A 24,758-nucleotide genomic window follows, 5' to 3' on the forward strand; every position below is an offset into this window, starting at 1 on the left:
AGTAGTGCCCCGTAGAGTGGTGTAACGCGCCCCGGCCCGCTGAAAGACCAGCGTGGCCACCGGGGACACCTTCGAGAAGCCTTCTAACTCTCACTCGAAAGGGCATCGCACCGATGACCACTGCCTCTATTGTCGACCCTGCCAGCGTCCTCACCCAAGCCCTGAGCGACGCGTCGCCCGATCTGATGCGCACCCTGCTGCAAACCATGATCAACACCCTCCTCTCAGCCGAAGCAGACGCTATCTGCGGCGCCGAATACGGCAAGCCCTCACCCGAGCGCACCAACTCTCGCAACGGTTACCGGGCCCGTGACCTCGATACCCGAGTGGGAACGATCGATGTGCGAGTCCCGAAACTGCGGCAGGGCACCTATTTCCCCGAGTGGCTCCTGGAACGCCGCAAGCGTTCAGAGTCAGCGATGATCACCGTCGTCGCTGATGCCTACCTCGCCGGCGTCTCTACACGCCGCATGGACAAACTCGTCAAGACCCTCGGCATTCACTCACTCTCGAAATCACAGGTTTCCCGCATGGCGGGCGAGCTGGACGAGCATGTACACGAGTTCCGCACCCGCCCGTTGGGCGAGGCAGGACCGTTCACATTCGTCGCGTGTGACGCTCTCACCATGAAGGTCCGCGAAGGCGGTCGCGTCGTGAGTACCGTCGTGCTCGTCGCGACCGGCGTCAACCATGACGGGCATCGCGAGGTACTCGGTGTGCAGGTATCGACCAGCGAGACCGCGATGGCATGGAACATGTTCTTCGCGGACCTCGTCGCGCGCGGCCTCACCGGGGTCAAGCTCATCACCTCTGACGCGCACGCGGGCCTCGTGGAAGCCATGCGCGCGAACTTCCCCGGGACGTCATGGCAGCGTTGCCGCACCCATTACGCGGCGAACCTGATGACGGTGTGCCCGAAATCGATGTGGCCGGCAGTGAAAGCGATGCTGCATTCCGTCTACGATCAGCCCGATGCCCCGAGCGTCGAGGCTCAGTTCGACAGGCTCCTGGATTACGTGGCCGAGAAACTTCCCGATGTGCACGCACACCTCGATGCTGCCCGGGCTGACATTCTCGCGTTCGCTGAGTACCCGAAGGACGTGTGGCAGCAGATCTGGTCGAACAACCCGAACGAACGGTTGAACCGTGAGATCCGCCGCCGTACTGACGTGGTCGGGATCTTCCCGAACCGGGCCGCGATCACCCGGCTTGTCGGGGCGGTGCTTGCAGAGCAGTCTGACGAGTGGGCTGAGGGGCGACGATATCTCGGTCTCGAAGTTCTCGCCCGTTGCCGGCTCACCCTGGTGCCAGAGATTTCCGAGGAGGTGATGACGGGGCTACCACTCGCGTTAAGCGCGTAACTCGATCACTTCTTGAAGCGACACCGTTACACCACTCCACGGGACTTGACCGGCGGGGCTGACCTTGCCCGCGTGCCACCACACCAACGCGGCTTCGGCATGATGTTTCAAGACGGTCAGCTCTTCGCGCATATGAGCGTCGCGAAGAATATTGCCTATGGGCTTCGCGCGCAAAAGATGCCGAAGCCAGAGCGCGAATCACGTGCCACTGAGCTGCTCGATCTTGTGGGGCTCGCGGGTTATGGTAATCGCTCGGTGACCGAACTCTCGGGTGGGGAACGCCAGCGCGTCGCGCTGGCACGATCCTTGGCACCAAAACCCAATCTGCTGCTGCTCGACGAGCCGCTCTCTGCGCTTGATCACGAGTTGCGCGAGCGGCTCGCTGGTGAACTCGCGTCCCTGCTGCGTCAGCTGGGCACTACCACGATTCTCGTCACACACGACCCTGAAGAGGCCGAAACGATCGCAGACCGGGTGCTGAAGATGCGTGCCGGATCCTTGGTGTAACAGGGGCTAGGCCGCAGTCCAACCGCCGTCGACCATCATCAGTTGGCCGGTGAGATAGCTCGAAGCATCAGAGGCGAGAAAGACCGCGGCACCGGCCAGGTCTTCTGGCATGCTGAAGCGATTCATGGGAATGCGAGAGAGCATCGCCTGCTTGCGTTCAGGGTCTTCGAACACTGCCTTGGTGAGTTCAGTCTGCACATAACCGGGGCCGAGCCCGTTCACGCGAATGCCATGCCGGGCCCATTCAAGGCTCAGAGTGCGCACGACGCCCATGACCCCGCTCTTGCTTGCGGTGTATGCAACGATTTGGGGCAGGCCAAGAGTGGTGCCGAGTGAGGCAATGAAAATGTGGCTGCCCTGGGAGCCGCGTTCGAGTTGTCTGCGGCCGATCTCTTGACTCAGAAAGAAGGGTGCAGAGAGATTAATGTCGATGACTCGTTGCCACTCGGTGGCATCGAACTCGGCGGCTGGCTCACGATGCTGAATGCCGGCGGCGTGCAGCACGATGTCGATGCCCCCGCCCAACGCGGTCTCAGCCTCATCAACGAGTTGTGAGATGCCTGCGGTGTGTGAGACATCGAAGGGAAGTGCGTGGGTGGCAGGGCCGATTTCTGCGGCGACCTGGTCGAGTTGGTCTTGGTTTCGTGCCACCAGTGCGACCTGTGCACCAGCCTGCGCGAACCCGGTCGCGAGCCCTGCCCCGATGCCTCTGCCCGCACCTGTGACCAGTGCGCGGCGACCCTGAAGTGAGAACTGATCGAGAATCGTCATAGGTTGCATGCTACTAGAAATGTCACGGTGCCGGGTCACAACTTGGCGTGCAACCCGGCGCTGCGCGTGCCAGTGAAGTGCGGCAGAGTTATTGCTGAGCCGCCATCCACTGTCGAATCTCAGTCGTGAGAGCGATGTGTGCGGGCTGGTAGTCATCGCTCGCAACATATTCATCGAGCATCGAGCCTTGCCAGTCGTCTTCGTTACCGAAGAAGATCGGAATTGCTGCGAGATGCATCTGCCTGGCGTTCAAGCCGAAGCGATCGTCAATCTCGATCGGGCGCATGATGTCGCCGGGCTTCGAAGCCTGATCGGCGGCTCGCGCCTTCAACACGTCACCATATTCGGCGTATTCGCCCTCTGACCAGGTCGCGAACAAGGGTAGTGGCAGTCGCCAGCTTTCGTTCTCCCACGGGTAGCTCGTCTCGCCAAATTGCGGGCGCCACAGGCCGAGCACCTCTGCCCCGTGTTCGCCCGCGACCCACTCGTCGACCATTGTCTGCTGAAACTCAACGCGTTCAGGGGCGCTCATCGCGAGCGACGCAGAGTCGGTGTCGTGGCGAGCAACGAGCGCGCTACGGTCGGCTGCATAGAGCGGCTCCAGAATGGGGGTGGCAGCAATCACGCCGTTCACCTCGTGAGCGAATCGCTCGGCGATGCCAAAGATCATCGTTGCCCCGACAGAGTGGCCGCCGAGAAACACCCGATCGAATGTTTCACCTGAGTCGCGTAAGAACTGCTTGCCGCGCTCGAAGGCCGCAAGCACGTCTTCAACCGCGAAGCAATCGCGGTCAAAGGCCAACCCACCGTCTGCGGTGCGGGGGCGAGAAGCAAGACCTAGGCGATAGTTCACGCTGATGATGGTGCACCCGAGTGCCTTCGCGAAGACTGCAGGGTCATAGATCGCAAACGCCGCGCTGCCAGAGAGAATGCTGCCACCGTGCACCCAGAGCAACACCGGCGCTTCAGCGTCATCGCTGCCTTTCACCACACGAATGTAGTAGGCATCATCGTCTTGCGGGTGATCACGCACGGTGAATGGCGCTGGTGCCAGGGTGGGCTGAGGAAACGCGGGCAAGTATTCATCGTCTGCATATGCACGATCGCCTCGGTATGCGAAGTTGTAGACGTGACCGGTTTCGAGCTGTGTTGGCATGAAAAGGATCCTTTCGTATGAACTGCTTAGAATTCGGCTGCTGGGTCGAGAATGATGTTGAACACGGTCGGGCTCTCGATGGTGCTGACGCCCTCGAGCGCGCGTTCGAGTTCTGCGCGATCGTTAACCTGTACCGCCGAAGCGCCAAGCCCCTGGGCCACCGCCACGAAATCAGGCAGGTCTATGAACGAGTGCCGCACATCGATGCCCTTCTCTTCAAGTTTCATGTACTCAGCCCCATATGCCGAGTCGTTGAACACAAACACCGCGAGGGGCAGCTTTGCCTTCACTGCAGTGGCTAGCTCAATCAGGCCCATCATGCCGCCACCATCACCGACGAGGGCGGCAGTAAGGCGGTGCTTGTTGGCAACCGATACGCCGATCGCGGTCGAGAGGCCGAGACCGATGGCGGCCCAAGTGAGGGTGTGCACGAAGTCGGTCGGCTGCTCAGCGTGCACGTGCTTCCACACCGAAATTGCAAAGCGACCAGTGTCCATGACGATCACACGGTCAGTCGGAAGGTGCCGGTCGATGAGATGAGCCGCTAGCTGTGGGCTCAGAGGCTCAGCCCCGCTTGCATCGACCACGTTGTTGCTGCGCTCGCGAATATCGCATTCATCGAGCACTCGCTCTCGAAACGGGTTCTCGGCCTTATATTCGGCTTCTTCGAGCATTTCGACCATGGCTGTCGCGGTGCTTGTTGCGTCGCCGAGCACCGAAAAATCTGGGGTGCACCAGCGATCGAAACTGCTTGCCGAGGTGTCACACTGAATGAGTGTTTTGTCACTCAGAAAGCCGCCGGTCATTGTCGTGAAATCGTTGAGACTCGCCCCGAATGAGATGATGCAGTCAGCCTGAGCAATCACTTCTGCGGCCCACGGATGACTGAGCCCGCCCATCACGCCAAGGTCGTAGGGGTGGCCAAAAAACAGGTCTTTGCCACCAACACTGGTCGCGAGTGGAGCCCCAATCTTGTCAGCTAGAGCAATCAGCGAGTCTCTTGCGTCTGAGCGCACGGCGCCACGGCCGGCAAGCACCAGTGGGCGACTGCTTTGCACGAGTGCACCAAGTGCGTTGTCGAGTGCGTCGGGTGTGGGCTGCAGACGAGAGTGCTCGAGCTCGCTGCGTTGGTAGCCCCCGTAGTCGACATCATCGGTCAAGAAATCAACCGGAATATTGAGCACCATCGGGGTGTTCATTGAATCAACGAAGTGCAGTGCTCGAGTGATATCGGCAACCAGCTGGGAGCTAGAACGCACCCTGTGAAACGCGGCCCCAGTCGCCGAAAACAACCCCGCTAAATCAATATCTTGGGCATGCGAAGGCTGGTTCGATGGTGTGTCACCGGTGAGCAGCAACACGGCATCGTTTGCGCGAACGGCTTCAATGAGTGGCCCAACGGTGTTCGCGGCCCCGGGGCCATGCGTCACCGAGACGACCCCGATCTTGCCGGTGGTTCGTGAGTACCCTGATGCCATTGCCACGGCGCTGCGTTCATCGATTGCAGGCAAATAACTGCCGGGGTTTTGCTCGATAAACACCGACAAATAATCCATGTTCGCATCGCCCATTAGGCCGAAAGCTTGTGTTACGCCATAGTCAGACAGCAGTTGTGCAACGGCGTCGGCGGCTTTCATGTGAACTCCTTGAGATGAGAGTGGTGCGATAGTTACAGTCTACTTGCATGCAACTCTACGTGATCGTCACGAGTCTATGTTGAGCAGCAACTGTATGCAGACATCAACCTCAGAAATTGTTCAGAAAACTACTCGTTTGCTGCCGGTGGCGTCTCTGCTCTGAGATGGGCGAGCCGCAGCAAATACCCGAGTTCGGCAGCGGTGTCGAGTGTCGCCCACTCGTCATACGGGCCAACCGTCACCCCCCGTGTGATTTCTAGCGCGCCGGTGCCGCGTTGCAGCACCGGTTCAAGTGCAAGATCTAGCGAAGAGACCACTACGGTGACCTGGTGAATGCCTTCTCCGTGTCGTTCGAGCCAGTCGCGGTGCACGCTCGGGCCAGACACCGGTGAAATGAGGGTAAGGAATCGCGGAAACGGTGCGGGGGAGTATCTGATCATGGCGCTGACCTCCCGACCGCGATACAGACAACTCTGCATCTGGGCAGGCCCGAGTTCGATGATGGAATCTTTGTTGCGAGGGGCAGCAACCGAGTGTTTCACCAGCGCAGATTCGAGGTTCGGCACCACCAGGCCGAACTCGACGATGGGGCCCATTTCGGCAACTCTCGGCACGCTGGCGCTTGACATGTTCGGGCCACCGTCATAGCCGAGAATGACGCTGAGCTCGTAGGCTGCATGCTGCAGAGCGGCAACGTTATTGGCATAGTTGCGCTCACCAGTGACCCAGTAAGCAGTGCCGCCGAGAGAGATCGCGGCCACCACCACGCCGGTGCTATCTCGAACAGGAGCCCCCAGGGCGGCAACGCCCAACACCACATCGTTGTCGCTCACCGAGAGCGTGTTTTGGCGAATGGTCTCGAGTTCACGTTCGAGCTCGTGCAAGTGTGGGGCGTGCCGGCTAGCAAGGTGACCCTTCATGCCCTCGGGGGTGCCCGCGTCGCCAAGATCAACATGAGCAACATATTGCTCCCAAAACTCTGGCCCCGCATATGCGAGCAACAGCTTGGCTGCGGCGCCGAGGTGCAGGGGCATTCTGCTGCCGGCGCGTAGGGTGAGGTTCTCGTTGCCTTCGCCAAGAATGTGATCGACACAGAGCATGTTGTACCCGTCTCGAATCGAGAGAAAGACTGAGACACCAACCTGCTCAATGAGTCTGCGCAAGACAGGGGCGCCTTCGCGGCGAATGTCATAGCGACGGCCAGCCGCACCAGCAAACTCAAACAGGCTCTGACCGAGGCGATATTGGCCTCTGTCTTGGCCAGCTTCAACAAACCCGACTTCACAGAGGCTGTTCACCAATCGGTAGACCGACGATCTGGGCTGGCCGGTATGCGCGGCGATTTCGGCGACAGAGAGCTTGTCGTGCCGGGCAAGCAGCCCCAAGATCACCGAGGCCTTTTGCAGTGTGCCAGAGACGGCTTCTTCTTTTGCCATGTCATGCTCCGTAGATAAGCGATATATAACTTCTGGATTTTTCTCAAAAAACGATGCAACTCACACAGTTTACCCACTTTTTCCCAAATAGTGAGATTTATTTGTCTCACTATTGCAACTCGGGCTAGTCTTGCGATGGCTGAGAGGTTGCTGAATGCCTCTACCTATTGAGACGTGCTCGATGAGGAGTGGAGAACCACATGAATGAAGTCAGTGTTCATGAACCCTTGCTTTCTGGTTTGAGTGACCAAGAGATCACGGATCAGGTGGCTCAGACTGACCTCATATCACTGCTGCTTACGGTTGCAGGGTTGCTCGATGACACGTCACTGCTACGTGAAGAGTTTCGCCCGAAGATGATCGCGAGTGCCGCAGACACGGGCATCGACTACGGCCTTGATGCGGCAACCCTTGGCGAGATTCGCCAGATTGTCATCGACAGCCTGATCAAGCTGCGTGACAGCGACGCGACTCCGAAAGTGTTTTCTCAGCGCTACCTCGAGGTGGCACTGGCGTTCATCGCTGGTGATAACGCCGACCCCGCATATCTCGATATTTTGCGCCGCGAATTGGCGTGGGGTGAAGACATCGATCTGCCCCAGTGGAAACTCGCCGATGTGGCTCCTGACCGCAAGTTCAAAGTTGCCATCATCGGCGCGGGTGTCTCAGGTGTGCTGATGGCTACCCGTTTGATGCAGGCGGGGATCCCTTTCACAGTGTTCGAACGCAGTAGTGACGTTGGCGGTGTGTGGTGCGTCAACACCTACCCGGGTTGCAGGCTTGACTCAAGCAACTTCACCTACAGCTATTCATACTCACAAAAGAACTGGCGCAACTTCTATTCGACGCAGCCAGAGATATTGGAATACTTCAGCGACCAGGCGAAGCTGTGGAACGTTGAGCAGCATATTCGCTTTCATACCGAGGTGCTGTCGGCTGACTACAGCGATGGTCTGTGGAACGTCACCTACCGCGACGCTTCGGGTGAACACACAGAGAAGTTTCAGTATGTCGTGAGTGCGGTTGGGCAGCTGAGCCGCCCGAAGATTCCCGACTTTCCTGGGCTTGACACCTTCACCGGTGAATACTGGCACACCGCCGAATGGCCCGCTGACGCAGACATTACCGGCAAGCGTGTGGCCGTGATCGGCACCGGCGCGAGTGCCTACCAGGTGGTGCCTTCGATTGCCGGCCAGGTCGGGGAGTTGGTGCTTTTTCAGCGCACTGCCCCGTGGATCTTGCCAACACCCGTGTATTCTCAGCCGTTACCAGACGGTTTCAGCAAATTGCTGCACAGCCTGCCATTGCTTGGCCGCTGGAACCGCTTCGTGGCGTTCTGGGTGGCACTCGAAGGGCGCATTCGATTCGCGAAGGTCGACCCTGAGTGGAACGATCCTTTGACCGTCTCGGCTTTGAATAAGGAACAGCGCGACGCTCTCGTCGCCGACCTGACCCGTCAGTTTGCTGATGCACCCGAGATGCTCGAGCACGTGATTCCAAACTACCCGCCAGGTGGCAAGCGCATGTTGCGTGATGACGGCAGCTGGTCGAAGGCACTCATGCAAGACAATGTCACACTCGTACCTCACGCGGTTGAAAGCTTCGAGGGCAACACGATCATCGCGAGCGATGGCAGCCGGCACGAGGTCGATGTAGTGGTGTTCGCCACGGGATTCAAGGCTTCAGAGTTTCTCGAGCCCATGGTCATCACCGGCAAGAGCGGGCAGACGCTACACGATCACTGGAACGGCGAGCCCGCTGCATATCTCGGTGTGCACGTCGATGATTTTCCGAACTTCGCGATGCTCTATGGCCCGAACACCAACCTCGTGGTCAATGGCAGCCTCGTGTTCTTGCTCGAGTGTGGCGTCTACCAGATCATGTCAGTCATCGAGCGCATGATCCGTGAAAACCATGCTGAGGCAGGCATCACCCATGAGGCGGCTGAGCGGTTCAAACAAGAAACCGACGCAGCAAACCGGCAGATGGCCTGGGGCTCAGAAAAAGTTGACTCCTGGTACAAAGCGGGCGGGCGCGTCACTGCGATTTGGCCGCTCTCGTTGCTTGACTACTGGAAGCCGACAAGGCAACTGGCCGAGCACGACTGGAGATTCAACTAAAGAAACGATGGCTGTCGCCAACCAGGTTGCAGCCAAACACATCACTTATATCCACAACAAAATATCCACCAACAACGTAACCCTGTTACACGTGTCCGGCACCGTGCCAGCCCATCACTCAATGGAGAATGAAAAATGACAGCTGAAGCAACAGCACTCTCTGAAGAACAGAGAAGAAGAAGTCGCAAGGCCGTATTCGCCGGTGCACTCGGCAACGGCATCGAATGGTTTGAGAACACCGCATATGCGTCACTTGCAGTGATCATCGCGGCAAACTTCTTCGACCAGTCAAACCCAACCACGGCGTTGCTCTCAACGTTTGCGATCTTCGCAATCGCCTTCGTGTTCCGCCCGATCGGTGGCATCATCTTCGGTTGGATCGGTGACCGCTATGGTCGACGCGTCTCGCTTGCGTTCTCAGTGACGCTGATGGGCATCGCGACCGCTCTGATCGGCATGCTGCCGAACTACCAGAGCATTGGCGTGGCAGCGACTGTGCTGCTGGTCGTCATTCGTTGTATTCAGGGCCTTTCGATTGGCGGCGAATGGGGCACCTCGGCAGTGTTCTTGGGTGAGCACTCTGACCCAGAGCGCCGTGGTCGCACCGCTAGCTGGACCCCGGCTGGCGCCTGGCTTGGCACCGGTTTGGCCATCGGCATGGTCTGGATTCTGCGCCTCGCACTTGGCGGCGACGCCATGATGGAATGGGGCTGGCGCATTCCGTTCCTCGTTGCACTGCCGCTCGCGCTGGTCGGTCTCTGGGTTCGCTTGGGCATCGACGAGACCCCTGACTACAAGGCTATGCAGGCTGCTGGTCTCGACAAGCGTGCTGAAGACCAGAGCACCGGCAAGAAAGAGAACCGCTTCGCAAAGGCATGGAGAACGTCGAAGAAGCAGATCTTCATCTTGATCATGGTCGCCGGCGTGCACGCTGCGTTCGTCTTCTTCGGGGTGAGCTACATGCTGAACTACCTGCAGACCGTGATTGGCGTAGACGCGAACACCGCGCTCATGACCAACACGATTGCTGTGATCGTTGGTACCTTCTTCACGTTGCTGTGGGGCTTCGCTGCAGACAAGATCGGCCGCAGAACTATGCTGATCATCGCTTCGGTGACATTGGCTGTTATTTCGATACCGATTCTTATGATCGTGGGCAACGGGTCTCTCGCGGCCGTGCTCATTGGCCAACTGCTGTTCGTCGCCTGCGTGCCGATGCTTTCGGCTCCGCTCGCTGCTCTCGCAACAGAGCTGTTCCCGGCTGACGTTCGCTCGACCTCTGCAACCATCGGCACTGCAGTTGGTAGTGGTCTGTTTGGTGGCACTGTGCCGCTGATCTCTCAGTCGCTGGTTGGCAGCACCGGCAACCCCCTCTCACCGGGCTGGTTCCTCATCTCGCTTGCCGTGGTGACCCTGCTGATCGTGGTCTTCATGTTGAAGGAGACCAAGCCCGGCAGCCCCGCGCTCGCTGAATACCAGCAGCTCGACAAAGAGGCGTAAGCCGAATGTGGGTGCGTTGATGTTGAATCATTGACACCAACGCACCCACTTACACTTTCAGCCACTTCATCACAGCGTCACGATTCGTTAGAAAGCACCGGCTACACATGCAGAACTCGGCAACTCCCTCAAGCACGGTCGACACCGAACTGTTTGCGTCTGCGACGACGTTGGCACGCGCGATCAGAAGCGGTGAACTAAGTTCTGTTGAGGCGGCTCAGACCTATATTGAACGTATCGACTATGCAAATGAGCCGCTGAACGCGCTGATCTGGCGTGATGATGAGGCCTTGCTTGCTGCCGCAGAGGCAGCCGACCAACAACTCCGTGCAAATGAGGCAGTCGGGCCTTTTCACGGCGTTCCGATTCCGATCAAAGATCTCTCGAACGCAGTTGGTCAACCAAATACTTCAGGCGGATCACGTGGCATGAGTGACGCCATCAAAGGCACGAACGATCTGATCGTGCAACGCTTTCTTGACGCTGGTTTTTTGCTCGGTGGGCGCAGCAACTCACCCGAGGCCGGCATGATTCAGGTCACCGAGAACCAGCGATACGGTGTTACCCGCAATCCGTGGAATATTGATCGCACACCTGGCGGTTCGAGTGGGGGAGCGGCTGCACTCGTCGCCGCGGGCATTGCGCCTGTTGCCCACGCCTCAGATGGTGGTGGATCCATTCGCATGCCAGCCTCGTGCACCGGGCTTGTGGGTCTCAAACCGAGCAGAGCCCGTGTTCCCGCGGCTCTTCCAAGCTGGGAGAATTGCACCACCGGCGGTGCGGTGACCCGCACAGTCGAAGATGCTGCGCGACTGCTTGACGTCATGTCTGTCGAGGATCCTCTCGGCTGGTACCGCGCCCCGAAACCGGCGCGCCCGTTCGCCGAAGAGGTGAACGCTGAAGTCGGCAGCCTCAGAATCGGGCTGATGACCGCGGCGCCGAACGGTGCGCCTGTTGACCCTGAGTGCGTCGAGGCGACAGAGCGAATCGCAAGGTTGCTTGAAGCGCAAGGGCATGTGATCGTGCCGGTCGAGCCCGAGATTATTGGGCGCAAGATCAGCGAGATCTATCTGTTCACGGTCATTGAGACCGCACTGCACACGATGGACTGGGCGCACCCTGATCTGGTTGAACCCTATGTGGCTCACCGCATGGCGCGAGCTGCAGCTCGGGGCGCAGATGCCTACGTGCGCGCAGTGAGGGACATGCAACTGGAGTCTCGCCGCATTATCGCACATTGGGGCAGCGATTTCGACCTATTGCTGACACCGACGCTTGCCACCCGAGTGCCAGAAGCCGGTGTGATGCTCGATCAGGCAAACGCCATTCTTGACGGCTCAAACGAGCGCGAGGCGCAGATGATGGCCTTCATGGTGCCCGCGAATGTGACCGGTCTGCCTGCAATCAGCATTCCCGCTGGCTATGATCGCGATGGTTTGCCGCTTGGCGCTCACCTGATGGGTGGCCCGTTCGATGAGGCTGGCTTGATTCGCCTCGCGAGCAGCCTTGAAGTAGAGCTTCGCTGGCAACACGAACACCCGCCTATCTATGCAGGCACCGATCGCTAGGTGAGGACGCGAAGTGTTTGTTGAAGAACTCGTTCACTGCGTCAGGGTTGAGGTCGATGACGCGCATCGAGACGACACGTTCGTTTTCGAAGCCATAGATGCAGAAGCGATCGGCTTCGAGTTTTTCACCACCCGGAAACTCAAAGACCTCGAGGTAGTGCGAAACCGCGAACTTGTCGTCGGCCGCGAGCTCGAAGCACTTGACCTTCGCGTCGACAACACCCTTGGCTTTGAGGGCTGCCTTATAGACGTCGGGCTGCCAGCTCTTGGCATGGAACGTGCCCGAGAAGGGGTGGTTGCCAGGAAACGTCAGGATGCAGTGATCGGCCCAGACGCCAAAGACGAAGTCTCGGGCATCGGGTTGCTTGTTGATCAGCTTGTCGTAATAGACATTCATGATTTCGAGCGGAGTCTTAGCCATCTTTGCAGCCCCCTTGATCTAGAAGAATAGGTCGACGATGACGTCTGTGACGGCCATCTAAGTGTCATTTTACCTTAGTATCAGCTTAGAAATACCTGTGTAAATCATATGAATTGTTTATGAAAGAAGAGGAGAATAACCGATGACGAGCACGAACCAGTTTTATGGCGTTGAAGGATTCAACGTGTATTGCGAAGACAAGGCTGAATTCGACGCGTGCGTCAAGTTCTATTCAGAGAACCTGGGGCTGCCGTTTCTGATCCCTTATGAAGAGGGTTACGACTACGCGGCGTTCGACCTGACCCATGTTTCGCTCTGGGTTCGCCCGAGGGCTAAGGGGGTACAGAAAGAGCGCGGCCGCGACGGCCACGTGGCACTTGCCACACTTGACCTCGAGGCAGCAGTTGCTGAATATGACGGCAAGGTCGAGTGGGCTGACGAGGGCATTTGCCGCTGGGATTTTCCTGATGGCACACATTACCGCTACCGCTCGTTCTATGACCCGGCAGGCAACATGCTGTGGATGATCGAGCCGCATGACAAGCACTCGAAGCATGGCCCCGGCGGCCCCAGCTGGCGTGAAGACCGTGTGGGTCTGCCGCCCGGAATTCTCGAGAGCGCGGTTATCTAGACATCGTTTTTGAAGCGGCGTCGATGTGTCGGTTTAATAACTGAGACCAATTTCTATAGTCACTAGAGGCAACAAGTACATGCGAGGATGCAGTGAACGAACTTCATGTTCCAAATATTGAGCTCAGAGACGGCAACCTGATACCCCAGTTTGGGCTCGGGGTGTGGAAGTTGCCTCCAGAAGACACCGAACGAGTGGTGTCTGAAGCATTGGCGCAAGGCTACCGGCACATCGACACCGCTCAGTTTTACGACAACGAACGAGAGGTGGGGCGAGCGATTGCTGCCAGCGGCATCGCGCGTGAAGATCTCTTTGTCACCACAAAACTCTGGATCAGTGACCACCATGATCCCGTGCCCGCCATGCAACGCAGTCTTGATCTGCTTGGTCTTGATAGCGTTGACCTCTATCTCATTCATTGGCCTGTGCCGCTGCTTGGCACCGCGTTGGGTGCGTGGCGAGGGCTGATCGACATCGCCGAGCGGGGAATGAGTGACTCGATTGGGGTCGCGAACTTCGAGATCGAGCACCTCGAAGAGTTGCTTCGTGAAACCGACGTGGTTCCCATTGTCAACCAGGTTGAAATACACCCGCGCCACCAGCGACGTGCGCTGCGGGAGTTCTGCGCCGAACATGGCATTGCGATGCAGGCGTGGGCTCCGCTTGGTCAGAATCGGGCGGGTGCGCTCGACAATGACACGGTGCTGGCAGCTGCGGCGTCGCACGGCAAAACCCCGGCGCAGATTGTGCTGCGCTGGCATATGCAACAGGGCATCATCGTGTTTCCGAAGACATCGCGAGCCGAACGCATGTCAGAGAACGCCGCGATCTTCGATTTCGAGCTTACAGATGAAGAGATGGCCGCGATTAATGCCCTCGATGAGCAGCGCAGCCTCGGCACAGTGGACCCTTACACCTATGTGGGTTAGAGTTTGTTGCATGTAGCATGCAACCATGCGAAAATGGAGAAATGATCGCTAGCTCTGAGCCTGTTGCACTGGGCTCAGTGTGCGTTCGTGGGTGGGCACTAGCTGGCTACCGCGCCGAGGGCCGCCTCAACATCGATCGAGCCAAACTCGGGTCGCTTTGCGGTCTCTTGGCGAATCAACAGGGTGGCAGTGTTCAGAATATGCGCGCGCATCTCACGCGCCGCACCGTCGGCATCACCCGCAAGAATGCTCTCGTAGATGCCAACGTGATCTTCAAAACACTCCATGCAACTGCGCGAGGTCGGCACGGTGCCCACACCGGTCTGCAACACCATATTGCGCTGTTCTTTCAACACCTCAACAGCTCTGCTGTTACCAGCCAGCTCGAGAATCACGGTGTGAAAGTCTCGGTCGGCCTGCAGCGTGCGCTTTGCGCTGTTGCTTTTTGCGGCACGCTGCAACGCCTCATACGCGTGTGTGAGCTCGGCAACGCCACTCGAGCGGGCCTGAACCGCAGCCTTTCTCGCCATCGGCACCTCGACCATCAAACGCAATTCGAAACCATCGAGCAACGAATCGATCGAGGTCTGCAAAATGCGAATGCCGCGATTCGGTTCGATTTCGACAAGGCCCAGACGCGCCAGCTCATTCGCGGCCTCGCGAACAGGGGTGCGCGAGACACCGTAGAGATCACCGATGCTCGATGCAGAATGCAGTGTGCCGGCCGCCAGCTCGCCAGAAATAATCGACAACCGCATGCGTTCGGTCACCTGCTGCGTCAGCGTCGGACCCAGTCGAACAGGTTTCATGGCTGCGATCCTCATTTCACACGTGATGTCGTCAATCATGCCAGTCAATTCTCAAAACATCAGCGTATCGTTTCTCAAGGAGCAAGCATATGAACTCTCGCCCACGTTTTGCTGTAGTCGGGGCCGGTGTGATCGGTGCCGCGGTCGCACGCGAGCTGGTAAACCGCTCAGATGGTGCTGAGGTGACGCTCTTTGAGAAAGAGAATCACGTTGCAGCCCACCAAACCGGCCACAACTCCGGTGTCGTGCACGCGGGGCTCTATTACGAGCCGGGCAGCCTGAAGGCGCGTTTGTGTCGCACGGGCGTCGACCTGCTGCAGGAGTTCTCTGAACAGCACGCGGTTCCCTATGACGCCTGCGGCAAGGTAGTGGTGGCCACCGACGATGTCGAACTCGAGCGGTTGCAGGCAATCTTCGAAAAGGCCAAGGCGAACGGTGTGCCCGACGTGAAGATGCTCGACCGCGACGGCCTCGCAGAGGTTGAGCCGAACGCGGTCGGCCTCGCAGCCCTCCATTCACCGCACACCGCGATTATCGATTACCGAGGCGTCACTGAGGCGCTGGCCCAAGAGTTTCGAAAGGCCGGCGGCAAAGTGCGGTTAGAAACCGAAGTGGTGCGGCTCGAGAACAGGAGCAAAACCGCCATCGTGCACACCACACATGACTCGGCTGAGTTCGACCTCGTCATCGTGTGCGCGGGGCTGCAGTCAGACCGGCTCGCGAAGCGATCGGGCGAAGACGCAGACCCGGCGATTATTCCGTTCTTCGGGCAATATTTCATTCTCGACAGTGAGTTCAATGATGTGGTGAACGGGCTGATCTACCCAGTGCCAGACCCGAAATATCCATTTCTCGGAGTGCACGTCACCCGTCGCATCGACGGCGGCCTGATGATCGGGCCGAACGCGTTTCTCTCGTTCTCTCGAGAGGGTTATCACGGGCTCGGCATCAACGTGGTTGACTCGCTCACCATCGCAGCAAACGCTGGGTTTTGGAGGTTCGCGTCGAAGAACATGGCGACCGCAACACGTGAGATTGGCGGAGTGCTTTCGACCAAGAAGTTTGTTGAAGAGGCCGCGCGCTATGTGCCGTTGCTGAAGGGGGCGAAGGGCCACCGTGCTACCCGCGGCATTCGGGCGCAAGCTATGAGCAAAGACGGTTCGATGGTCGATGATTTTGTGATTCAGCACAAAGGATCAGCGGTGTTCGTGCGCAACGCGCCCTCACCCGGGGCAACCTCGTCACTTTCCATCGCCGAATATCTCGTCGAAGAAGCGTTTCGTGAGCACGGCATCGCCTGACGCTCACAACTGAACATACACACCACACAAGAGAAAGCTAAGACCATGAACACCCTCTGGAACCCATCGCCGACAGCTTCGTCGGTGTTTCTCGCCCCCTCAGCCGTGATTGGCGGCAACGAGGCTGCAAGCACTGTTGGCACCGTGCTGACCGATCGGCTCGGCTTAGTCGCAGGCGGCGCAGTGCTGCTTGGCGTTGATGATGCGGTTAGCGCAGCCGGGCTCGTTGAGCCAATTGCGACTTCACTTCGCGAGTCGGGTTTTCGAGTCGAGCAGCGTGGCGGCTTCGGGGCAGAACCCTCGGCCGAAGTGCTTGACCCGATCATCGCCGAGGCTCGTGCCGCCGGCGTCGACGCGGTGGTCGGCGTCGGTGGAGGGTCGGTGCTCGATTCTTCAAAACTCATCGCACTGATGCTCAAGAACGACGGCACCTGTGCAGACTGGTTGGGTGAAGCGAAGCCAGACAATGGTGTCGCCCCGATGGTGCTGATCCCGACCACCTGCGGCACCGGGTCTGAGACCACCCGCGTCGCCATGGTCACCATCGCAGGGTCGAAGCGATCCTCTGTGTGTGATCTCTATATTCCCCCCGTCGCGATCATCGACCCGAAGCTTGTCGCCTCACTACCAAAATCGGTGATCGCTGCGACCGGCATGGACGCGCTCGCGCACGCCGTCGAGGCCATGATGGCAACCACCGCTTCGATGCTCTCGGCCACCCACTCGCTGCGCGCAATCGAGCTGCTCATTGAGAACCTCGAAGCAGCGGCGAATGGCGACAAAGAGGCACTCGCGAAGGTGATGTGGGCATCGCACATCGCTGGCCAGGCTCTGAACGCCGGTGTCGTGTTCGGCCACTCACTTGCCTATTCGCTGGCCCATGCACAGCCGATGCCGCACGGCATGTCGTGCGCGCTCGCTCTGCCCTATTGCATCGCCTTTAACCAGAACCTCGACGCGAAGCTGGGCGAGCGCATTGCCCGCGCGATCACTGCCGGCAAGAGCGACAGCCTGCGAGTTGCCGCCGATGAGGTTGCGGCGATGGTGACGCGCCTGGGCTTGCCAGCCACGTTGCCAGAGGCGAGGATCGCAGAAGCCGATATTCCAGAGATTGCCTCGATGTGCGTCGGCTCATACCCGCGCCCCACCAACCCCGAGCCCTTCGACGAGGCAAAGATTGCTGCCCTGCTTGAGGCAATGAACACCGGCGACATCGAGCGTGCGTTCGCGGTCACAGCCTAAGACAACTCACAGCTCACAGAAAGAAGAGATGATGAAAGAACTGAAGAACCTAGTCGGTGGCGAGCTTGTCGCAGCCGCAAGTGGTGCGACGATCGACGTAACGAACCCGGCCCGCCCAGAAGAACTCGTGGGCACCGTGCCTTCGATGGGCAAGGCTGACCTCAACGCAGTGTTTGCTGCAGCAGAGGCGGGTGCCAAGGTGTGGCGGCGCACAGGTCGCCTCGCCCGAGGCACTGTGTTGCTGAACGCGGCAACGCTGATTCGTGAACGAAAACAAGAGCTCATCGAACTGATTGTCGCCGAAATGGGCAAGACGAAAGCCGAGGCTACCGGTGAGGTCACTAAGACCGCCGAGTTCTTCGAATATTACGGATCTATGGGTCGCGATGACTCGGGGCAGTACCTGCCCGACGCTCGGCCGAACACCTTCGCCTCGCGCTTCGTTGAACCTCTGGGTGTGGTGTTGTTGATCACGCCGTGGAATGATCCTTTGCTCACCCCTGCACGCAAACTCGGCCCCGCCCTCATTTCTGGCAACGCAGTGATCATGAAGCCTGCAACGGTCACCCCACTCGTGGCGCTGGCGCTGGCTGAGATTCTGAACGAGGCTGGCTTACCCGCAGGCGTGCTCGGCACGGTGACCGGCCGTGTTTCTGAAATCGGCGACGCGCTGTTCGACTTCGACGCGCTGAAGGCGGTCTCATTCACCGGATCGACCAAGGTTGGCAAAGAGTTGCAACAACGCATGTCGTCGCGCGGTGTTCGCGTGCAGACTGAAATGGGCGGCAAGAACGCCTCGGTCGTGCTCAACGATGCCGACCTCGAGCTTGCGATTCCCACCATCATCTCTGCAGCATTTGCACAGACCGGCCAGCGCTGCACCGCAACCAGTCGCCTGCTCGTGCAGCGTGAGATCGCGCCGCGTGTGCGTGAAGCGATGATCGCCGCAGTTTCGGCGCTCAAGGTCGGCCCCGGGCTTGAAGAAGGTGTCGACATGGGCCCAGTGGTAGACGAGGGATCGCAGGCAGGCATTCGCGAGCACGTCTCGCGTGCACTCTCGCAGGGTGCAGAGGTCATCGCGAAGAGTGAGCTCGTCGGCGCCGCAGCTACCGGTGGCTATTTCGTGGAGCCAACTCTGCTGCAGATCACCACCGATCACGATATTTGGGCTGAAGAGGTCTTCGGCCCTGTGATCGGCATGGTCGAGTTCGACACCCTTGAAGAGGCGATCGATCTTGTCAACGATTCGAGCTATGGGCTGTCGAGCTCGTTGTTCACCAACAACCTCGGCAACGCATTCGAGTTCATTCACGCAGTCGACACCGGCCAGGTGTCGGTGAACCAGCCCACCAGCGGCTGGGACATTCACCATCCATTTGGCGGGTTCAAAGACAGCGGCTCTGGCTATAAAGAGCAGGGCCACGATGCGCTCACGTTCTACACTCGCGTGAAGACCGCCGCGATTCGCACCCGCTAAACCGCATTCAACTACCCGACGCTGCCGCATTTTCAGCGTCGGGTGGTTGTGGTTTCTACCGGTAAACTGTTCTGGTGCTGAGTGTCGTGGTCTTGATCTCAGGCGGGGGCAGCAACCTCAAAGCGTTGCTTGATGCCGCCGCCGAACCCGGGTACCCGGCACACATCGTTGCTGTCGGCAGCGACACTGATGCCGCAGGGCTCGATCACGCACGTGCTGCTGGAGTGCCGAGCTTTGTGGTGCGCCCGCGCGACTACGCGGATCGTGCCGCGTGGGGCGATGCGCTCGCCGCCGAGATCAGGGGGCACCTCAAACTGTCGGACATTTCGACAAGCTGAATGACCGACAGTTCGCAGGTCGAGCTTGTCGAGACCAAGAACGCCAACAACGACTACCTTGTGGTGAGCGCGGGCCTGATGCGGGTGTTGCCAGCGAACTTCGTGCGCGAATTCTCGCCGAGGCTCATCAACACCCACCCCGCGCTGCTGCCACTGTTTCCTGGTTCGCACGCCGTGCGTGACGCGCTCGCAGCAGGCGCCACCAAAACGGGTGTCACTGTGCACATCATCGACGAGGGTGTTTAGTCGGTGTATCTGAAAGCGCGGATGTAACGATCGGAAAGCGCGGGTGCGGGCACCCGAAAGCACCCCGCGCCCGCGCTCTCAGCATCAGTTCCCGCTGCTCTCCTGGCTGGACATCTCGGCGGTGTGCCGGCGCATGTTCGGGCCAGCGAGTTGCACGATCTCCGCGCCTGACACGAGCCGGTTCAGGATCGATTCAGCGATCACCGCATCATGCAATGACTTGTACCAGTCCTCGGGATCGAACTGGCTCGTGATCGCGGTCGCGCCCCTGCCCTCGCGCGCGGCGAGGATGTTCAGGAGCTCTGCCGCGGTCTCGCCCGAGATCGGCGTCGTGAGGAAATCATCAAGCACGAGCAGATCGCACGAGTGCAACGCTTCGAGGAACCGGAGCCGGGCCGGGTCTGCATGCTGGTACACCGCGAGCTGGTTCGCGAGATCGTCCAGCCGGTAGTACTTCGCGCTGTAATCGCGGCGGCAGGCCGCGTTCACGAGTGCTTGCGCGAGGTACGATTTCCCCACGCTTGATGATCCAAGAATGACCAGGTTCGTGGCGTGGTCGACCCATCGGCAGGCCGCGAGCCGGGTGACGACTTCTCGGTTCAACGAGCGACCATCGAGGTAGTGAATGTCCTCGATACATGCGGCTGGGTTCGGGGTGCGCGACGCTGTGAGTAGCTTCAAGAGTCGTCGTTCACCCCGGGCCTGGGCTTCTTGATCGAGAGCGTGTCTGATTTTCTGCGAGAACGACCACTCATCGAACGCGGGATCGTTCGCGATATCGATGACGGCTTGCCCGAACGCGGTCATGCGCAGCTTCGTGAACAGCGGCATGTCGTCGATCGTGAGATGCACGTCAAGCATCATTCGCCCCCTTACCGGTGAGAGCCTTAAGCGAGAAAGCCTCTGGCCCCGACAAATGCGCTCTACTGGTGTCTCGGTGAACGACCGGGCCGGCCGTCATGCTGCCAGCCCTGCGCGGCGGTGAGGTGAGGGTGCCCGGCCGCCCGTTCTGCTCGGCCTTGAGCGCAGCGATCGTGTGCTTCACGCTCGTGTAGCTGACCTGTCGGTGAGGGTCCTGCTCGGTGAGCTGTCTGCAGGCCTGCTCGAGGAGCTGCCTACCGCTACGCTTCCCCAGATCGAGGATATTCATACAGGAGCGGAACCCCTGCGCCTCGATTGATTTCTGATTCAGCACTCGTTCCAGCACGGCCACGCATCCCGGCCCGACTTTCGTGCCCTGCCGCAGAAAGTACGCCCTCGTCCACAGCCCCGTGGTCTCCGCAAGATACGCGGGCGCATGCTCAGGGATGGTGACATACTCGCCACGTTTCTGGCCGAGGTGATGCGTCGCGATGATCTCGCCTTGAGCGAGGATATCCACACGTTCGCCGGTGATGCGCGCGTCGACACTGAGCCCGGCGAACTCGTACGGGACGGAGTACTTGATCGTGTCGATCTGGATGTGCCAGTCACGATGAACCTTCGCTTTCCGCCACACCACCGGCGCCCACCGCTGCTTGGGCAACGCGGCAAGGTCCGCCTGCTCAGACTCGATGAACCATTCCCTTCGGCTGCGCTGCTCGCCTCTGAACGGGGTGCGTGCGTTCACCCATTCCACTCGTTCAGCGACAGCATCGTTCAAGTCATCGAGCGAGGCGAACTGGCGATCGGCAAGGAAGTGGATGACCCAGTTCGTGACGACCTTCACACCCGCCTCAACACCGCCCTTGTCGCGTGGCTCAGCGGAGCGGGTAGGGACAGCCGCGGTTTGGTAATGCTCGAGGAACTCGGCATAGGCAGCATTCACGTCTCTCGCGCGTTCGGTTCTGCTGATCTGGTTCGACGCGGTCGACGCGTTATCAGGCTTCTGTGCCCCGTTCGGTTATGCGCCCAGGGCGTGGGGTGGTGTGGTGGTTTCTGGGGGTGCGCGCCCGAGGACACCAATTCGGGGGAACATAACCATCACAGCGATCTGAGCCAGTCGAGCAGTGCCGTGTCGTCGCGCCAGACTGCGCGCGGGCGGGGTCCCTCCGAAATAGTTGAAGGCTCGGTATGGCGGAGGGCTTGGAGTTTCGTGTTCGTGTTGATCTCGGCGTATCGGTTCGTGGTGGATAAATCAGCATGTCCGAGCCAGCCGCGGATCACGTTAACTTCGACGCCCGCTTCGAGGAGGTGAACAGCGGCGGTGTGGCGAAAGATGTGCGGGCTGACCCTGCGCCCGGTGCGTGGGTCGTCAAGGTGGCCCGCATGCCGGCGAACGATCTTGTAGATTCCCGAGCGGGTGAGTGAGGTTCCGGTCGTAGACACGAACACATGCGCGTCAGGTGCCCGAAGGCGGCCCTCAACCTCGAGGAGTTGTGTGAGTAGCCGTGACGTTTGCTGCCAGAGTGGGCAGGTGCGCCATTTGTCACCCTTGCCGTGAAGGCGAACCCGTGCTGGCGTGTCAAGGCCGAGGTCGCCGACGCGAACGTCCGCGGCCTCTTGCGCGCGGGCTCCGGTGTTGTAGAGGAACAAGATCAAGGTCCGGTCTCGCAGGGCGAGCGTGCCGTGGCGGGGCAGGCCTCGGAGGAGGGTCTCGGTTTCGTCGCGTTCAAGGTAGCGGGTTTCGGCGGGAGCCGACCGTTTCATTGGGATCGCGGTGACTCGTTGGCATTCGCCGAGCATCTCTGGTTCTCGGGTAGCAATGTAGTCGAACAGGGTGTGAACTGCGGCCAGGCGCTGATTCCGGGTGCGGACGTGGTTGCCGCGCTCGTCTTCCAGGTACCGGAGGAATCTCACGACTCGTTCGAAGGTCATGTCACCAACGGTGAGCCTGGTGATTCGGCTGTTATTGTCTTTAGCGACGAACCCGAGGAGCAGCCGAACGGTGTCCCGATAGCTACTCACCGAGGTGGGCCGTAACCCTTTGACAGTGACGAGATGGTCGATGAAGAACGACTGGATCAGTGGCCCAATCGGCTGGTTGGCGTTCATGGGGTTGCCTCCATCCAAACCGATTGCGCATACGTTTCGAACCGGTCGGCGCCCTCGGTGAGTAGTTCCGGGGTCATGCGCAGGTAGACGGCGGTTGATTCCGGGCTGACATGTCCCATGAACGTGGACAGCCGGAATAATCGGTCGCTGGGATCGATGCCCTCCCGGTACCAGCGCAGCAGGCATCCGACCGCGAACGAGTGACGCAGCGAATGCAACCGCGGAGCTGAGACTCCGTCAGGGACGGTGAAATCCAGTTCGGTGATGATCTGGTGGAAGACGCTGCTGGATGTGCAGGGGTGAATGCTGCGCCGTCCATCGAAGCTGAACAGCGGATCGGTAGGGACAGTTGAACAGTGGTTCAGGCGACTGGTCAACAGCTCGCCGATGCGGGGGCCGTGGGGAACCAGGCGGCTTTTGCCGAACTTCCCGCCTCGAACGGTGATGAGTTGACGGTCGGTATCAACATCACCAACTTGTAGGTTGCAGGCCTCACCGGCGCGCAGCCCCAGCCCGTAACATAACGCGAAGACCGTGCGGTGGATCATCGCGCGGTTTCGGGCCCGCGGGTTGTCATCCAATGCGCCAGCGGCGGCCAGGATCAATCGGACCTGGCTGGTCTCGAAGATGAACGGCAGTCGTTCAGCGGTCTCTGGTCGCCGGATTCGTTGTAGTGGACAGGCAGGTAGCCGGCCCTGTGCCACTGCCCAGTTGAGGAAGCCGGTCACGACGAGCACAAGGTGGTTGAAGCTCCGAGCCCGGTGTCGGGGGCGAGATCCGAGAAACTCTTCCAGCAACGGCCCGGTCAAGCCGTCTAGATCTGTGACACCGTGCTCATCAGCGAATCTGACCAGCAGACGGAGAGCCGCTTCCTCGGTCTCATATTTGCGGCCGAGGGCACGTTTGTATGCGAGGAAATCAGAGACCACAGCCGTGACGGCAGCATCATCATTCATGACAGCACCTCCTCACCGTCACCAAGAGCAACCTCACGCAACGCCTCGATGGCGACTTTCGCGTAGACCTCGGTGGAGCGGGCGGAGCGGTGCCCGATGAAGTCCCCGATCGTCTTCAGATCCATGTCCGCATCCACCAGCCGTTGCACCGCCGAGTGGCGAAAGGTATGCGACCCAGGGCGCGGCACACTCACCCCTGCTGCACGCAGGTAGCGGCTCGCAAGCGCAGACACCGCCGCCGAACTGATCGGCCGTTGTGGCGCGGCAGCCCGGAAGAATACGTGCCGGTCACTGGTATCCGGGCGGCCATGTTGCAGGTAGTCAACGACCGCGTCACCGACGATGGGAGACAGCGGGAACGCGGTGGAATGGCCAGCCTTGCGCTCGGGGATAGCCAACCGCTCCCGCTTCCAGTCAAAGTCATCCAAGGTCAGCGCGACGATCTCCCGGCCGCGCAGCCCGTAAGTGGCTAGCAACAGCAAAATTGCGTAATCTCGCCGACCGACAGGGCTGCGCCGGTCAACCGCAGCAAGGGTGCGGTTCACCCCTTCCCACGAGACCGAGCGGGGAATATTGGAAAGCCGGTAGAACTGGGGCCACCCGACCGTCCCACTCAAATCAGTACCGATGACACCCTCGCGGTGCGCGTATCGCAGGAACACCCGTAGCACTCCCGCAGTGCTGCGAACTGTGCTCTTTGACAAACCAGTAGCCGAGCGCTCCACCATGTACGCGCTCAGCAGCGTCGGCGACAACTCACCCAGGCTGGTAACCCCGATCCGGGACAGGTGCGCCTCGAATCGGGACAAGTGATGCCGGTACTGAAACAGTGACGACGCTCGGAGGCCCCGCTCACTACTGAGGTAGTCGAAGAACCCGGGCAGCACGTCAACGAACGGCACCCGTTGATGCCTCCGGCCCGAACCCTCGAAACCAGGCAGCACAACCGACAGCATCTGCTCGACCGGACCACGGACTTCCTTGACCATTGATCTGTCCGACCCGAACCGCGCTAAATGAGATGCAACTCTGTCTGCTACGAACGCCTCAACGTGCTCGGGTAGATCGGCAACGGTCCTCGCGCCTTGGACCCAAGCGAACTCCCCGAACGCGTACCCGATCGGCACCCGCCGCCAGATCGTCTTATCGGCATAGCCCTCCCTGACCAGCCATTCCAGATACGATTCGATCTCAGCACCGATCCAAGACCCCCGAAACCGATCGGTCGTAGCTGGCTTGACGAAATACTCCTCGAACATAACAATTTCCTTTCACTCGATTGAGTGAAAGGAAACACCCTCGCCCGACCATCCGCATTATGTTCCCCCGAATTGGTGTCCTCGGGCGCGCACCCCCAGAAACCACCACACCACCCCACG

Annotated in this window: 21 protein-coding genes and 1 pseudogene; 11 read left to right on the plus strand and 11 right to left on the minus strand. The window is 59.7% G+C overall.

Annotated elements, in window-relative coordinates:
* Positions 1–113 precede the first annotated feature (113 nt).
* Both ACR0R4_RS12495 and ACR0R4_RS12500 read left to right on the plus strand, forming a co-directional pair.
* Positions 114–1,361, plus strand: coding sequence for an IS256 family transposase (locus ACR0R4_RS12495; RefSeq protein WP_433645844.1), 1,248 nt, complete (start codon positions 114–116; stop codon positions 1,359–1,361).
* A gap of 72 nt (positions 1,362–1,433) precedes the next feature.
* Complete coding sequence (locus tag ACR0R4_RS12500) at positions 1,434–1,868, plus strand: ABC transporter ATP-binding protein (protein ID WP_433647759.1); 435 nt, start codon at positions 1,434–1,436, stop codon at positions 1,866–1,868.
* 6 nt (positions 1,869–1,874) lie between these two features.
* Here ACR0R4_RS12500 and ACR0R4_RS12505 read toward each other — a convergent pair whose 3' ends face one another.
* The 4 genes from ACR0R4_RS12505 to ACR0R4_RS12520 form a co-directional block, all read right to left on the minus strand.
* A complete protein-coding gene (locus tag ACR0R4_RS12505) occupies positions 1,875–2,639 on the minus strand; it encodes a glucose 1-dehydrogenase (RefSeq protein WP_433647760.1) in 765 nt (254 codons plus the stop codon).
* Between the two features lie 88 nt (positions 2,640–2,727).
* A complete protein-coding gene (locus ACR0R4_RS12510; RefSeq protein ID WP_433647761.1) occupies positions 2,728–3,795 on the minus strand; it encodes an alpha/beta hydrolase in 1,068 nt (355 codons plus the stop codon).
* Between the two features lie 26 nt (positions 3,796–3,821).
* On the minus strand, positions 3,822–5,432 hold the full coding sequence (locus tag ACR0R4_RS12515) for a thiamine pyrophosphate-binding protein (protein ID WP_433647762.1): 1,611 nt from the start codon (positions 5,430–5,432) through the stop codon (positions 3,822–3,824).
* Between the two features lie 128 nt (positions 5,433–5,560).
* Positions 5,561–6,868, minus strand: coding sequence for an IclR family transcriptional regulator (locus ACR0R4_RS12520; protein ID WP_433647763.1), 1,308 nt, complete (start codon positions 6,866–6,868; stop codon positions 5,561–5,563).
* Positions 6,869–7,068: 200 nt separating this feature from the next.
* Here ACR0R4_RS12520 and ACR0R4_RS12525 point away from each other — a divergent pair, with 200 nt between their 5' ends.
* The 3 genes from ACR0R4_RS12525 (at position 7,069) to ACR0R4_RS12535 (ending at position 12,056) form a co-directional block, all read left to right on the plus strand.
* Entirely contained in the window at positions 7,069–8,988 is a 1,920-nt protein-coding gene (locus ACR0R4_RS12525) for a flavin-containing monooxygenase (protein ID WP_433647764.1), read from the plus strand.
* 135 nt (positions 8,989–9,123) lie between these two features.
* Positions 9,124–10,488, plus strand: a complete 1,365-nt coding sequence (locus tag ACR0R4_RS12530; protein WP_433647765.1) for an MFS transporter — start codon at positions 9,124–9,126, stop codon at positions 10,486–10,488.
* A 107-nt stretch (positions 10,489–10,595) separates the two neighbouring features.
* Complete coding sequence (locus tag ACR0R4_RS12535) at positions 10,596–12,056, plus strand: amidase (RefSeq protein ID WP_433647766.1); 1,461 nt, start codon at positions 10,596–10,598, stop codon at positions 12,054–12,056.
* Here the strand turns inward: ACR0R4_RS12535 and ACR0R4_RS12540 are convergent.
* Positions 12,031–12,477: a hypothetical protein gene (locus tag ACR0R4_RS12540; RefSeq protein ID WP_433647767.1), complete on the minus strand. Its 447-nt coding sequence runs from the start codon at positions 12,475–12,477 to the stop codon at positions 12,031–12,033. The two genes, ACR0R4_RS12535 and ACR0R4_RS12540, sit on opposite strands and share 26 nt — an antisense overlap.
* Before the next feature lie 142 nt (positions 12,478–12,619).
* On the opposite strand from ACR0R4_RS12540, the gene ACR0R4_RS12545 reads away from it, so the two are divergent.
* A complete protein-coding gene (locus ACR0R4_RS12545; protein WP_433647768.1) occupies positions 12,620–13,108 on the plus strand; it encodes a VOC family protein in 489 nt (162 codons plus the stop codon).
* A gap of 92 nt (positions 13,109–13,200) precedes the next feature.
* A complete protein-coding gene (locus ACR0R4_RS12550; protein ID WP_433647769.1) occupies positions 13,201–14,037 on the plus strand; it encodes an aldo/keto reductase in 837 nt (278 codons plus the stop codon).
* A 98-nt stretch (positions 14,038–14,135) separates the two neighbouring features.
* Here the strand turns inward: ACR0R4_RS12550 and ACR0R4_RS12555 are convergent, their stop codons facing one another.
* Complete coding sequence (locus ACR0R4_RS12555; RefSeq protein WP_433647770.1) at positions 14,136–14,846, minus strand: GntR family transcriptional regulator; 711 nt, start codon at positions 14,844–14,846, stop codon at positions 14,136–14,138.
* A gap of 89 nt (positions 14,847–14,935) precedes the next feature.
* Between ACR0R4_RS12555 and lhgD the strand changes: the two genes are divergently transcribed.
* From lhgD to purN, 4 genes and pseudogenes are all read left to right on the plus strand, one after another.
* Complete coding sequence (gene lhgD, locus ACR0R4_RS12560) at positions 14,936–16,147, plus strand: L-2-hydroxyglutarate dehydrogenase (RefSeq protein WP_433647771.1); 1,212 nt, start codon at positions 14,936–14,938, stop codon at positions 16,145–16,147.
* 45 nt (positions 16,148–16,192) lie between these two features.
* Positions 16,193–17,389, plus strand: coding sequence for an iron-containing alcohol dehydrogenase (locus ACR0R4_RS12565; RefSeq protein ID WP_433647772.1), 1,197 nt, complete (start codon positions 16,193–16,195; stop codon positions 17,387–17,389).
* Between the two features lie 31 nt (positions 17,390–17,420).
* The gene (locus ACR0R4_RS12570) at positions 17,421–18,866 is read left to right on the plus strand and encodes an aldehyde dehydrogenase family protein (protein ID WP_433647773.1); all 1,446 of its coding nucleotides are present in this window, start codon (positions 17,421–17,423) and stop codon (positions 18,864–18,866) included.
* A 74-nt stretch (positions 18,867–18,940) separates the two neighbouring features.
* Positions 18,941–19,447 (plus strand): annotated as a pseudogene (purN, locus tag ACR0R4_RS12575) (phosphoribosylglycinamide formyltransferase); the annotation flags it as partial.
* An 87-nt stretch (positions 19,448–19,534) separates the two neighbouring features.
* Here purN and ACR0R4_RS12580 read toward each other — a convergent pair.
* The 5 genes from ACR0R4_RS12580 to ACR0R4_RS12600 all read right to left on the minus strand — a co-directional run bounded on the left by ACR0R4_RS12580 (position 19,535) and on the right by ACR0R4_RS12600 (position 24,638).
* Positions 19,535–20,311, minus strand: a complete 777-nt coding sequence (locus ACR0R4_RS12580) for an ATP-binding protein (protein ID WP_433647774.1) — start codon at positions 20,309–20,311, stop codon at positions 19,535–19,537.
* A complete protein-coding gene (locus ACR0R4_RS12585) occupies positions 20,304–21,257 on the minus strand; it encodes a Mu transposase domain-containing protein (RefSeq protein ID WP_433647775.1) in 954 nt (317 codons plus the stop codon). Before ACR0R4_RS12585 ends, ACR0R4_RS12580 begins: the two co-directional genes overlap by 8 nt.
* 155 nt (positions 21,258–21,412) lie before the next feature.
* Positions 21,413–22,423 (minus strand): tyrosine-type recombinase/integrase, encoded by a 1,011-nt coding sequence (locus ACR0R4_RS12590; RefSeq protein ID WP_433646244.1) that lies wholly within the window; start codon positions 22,421–22,423, stop codon positions 21,413–21,415.
* Positions 22,420–23,379 carry a tyrosine-type recombinase/integrase gene (locus ACR0R4_RS12595; protein WP_433646243.1) on the minus strand — a complete coding sequence of 320 codons (960 nt, stop codon included), beginning with the start codon at positions 23,377–23,379 and terminating at the stop codon, positions 22,420–22,422. Before ACR0R4_RS12595 ends, ACR0R4_RS12590 begins: the two co-directional genes overlap by 4 nt.
* The gene (locus ACR0R4_RS12600; RefSeq protein WP_433646242.1) at positions 23,376–24,638 is read right to left on the minus strand and encodes a site-specific integrase; all 1,263 of its coding nucleotides are present in this window, start codon (positions 24,636–24,638) and stop codon (positions 23,376–23,378) included. The genes ACR0R4_RS12595 and ACR0R4_RS12600 overlap by 4 nt, the downstream gene beginning before the upstream one ends.
* Between the last annotated feature and the right edge of the window lie 120 nt (positions 24,639–24,758).

Source organism: Leucobacter fengyongliangi, assembly GCF_050971685.1.
Taxonomy (GTDB): Bacteria; Actinomycetota; Actinomycetes; order Actinomycetales; family Microbacteriaceae; genus Leucobacter.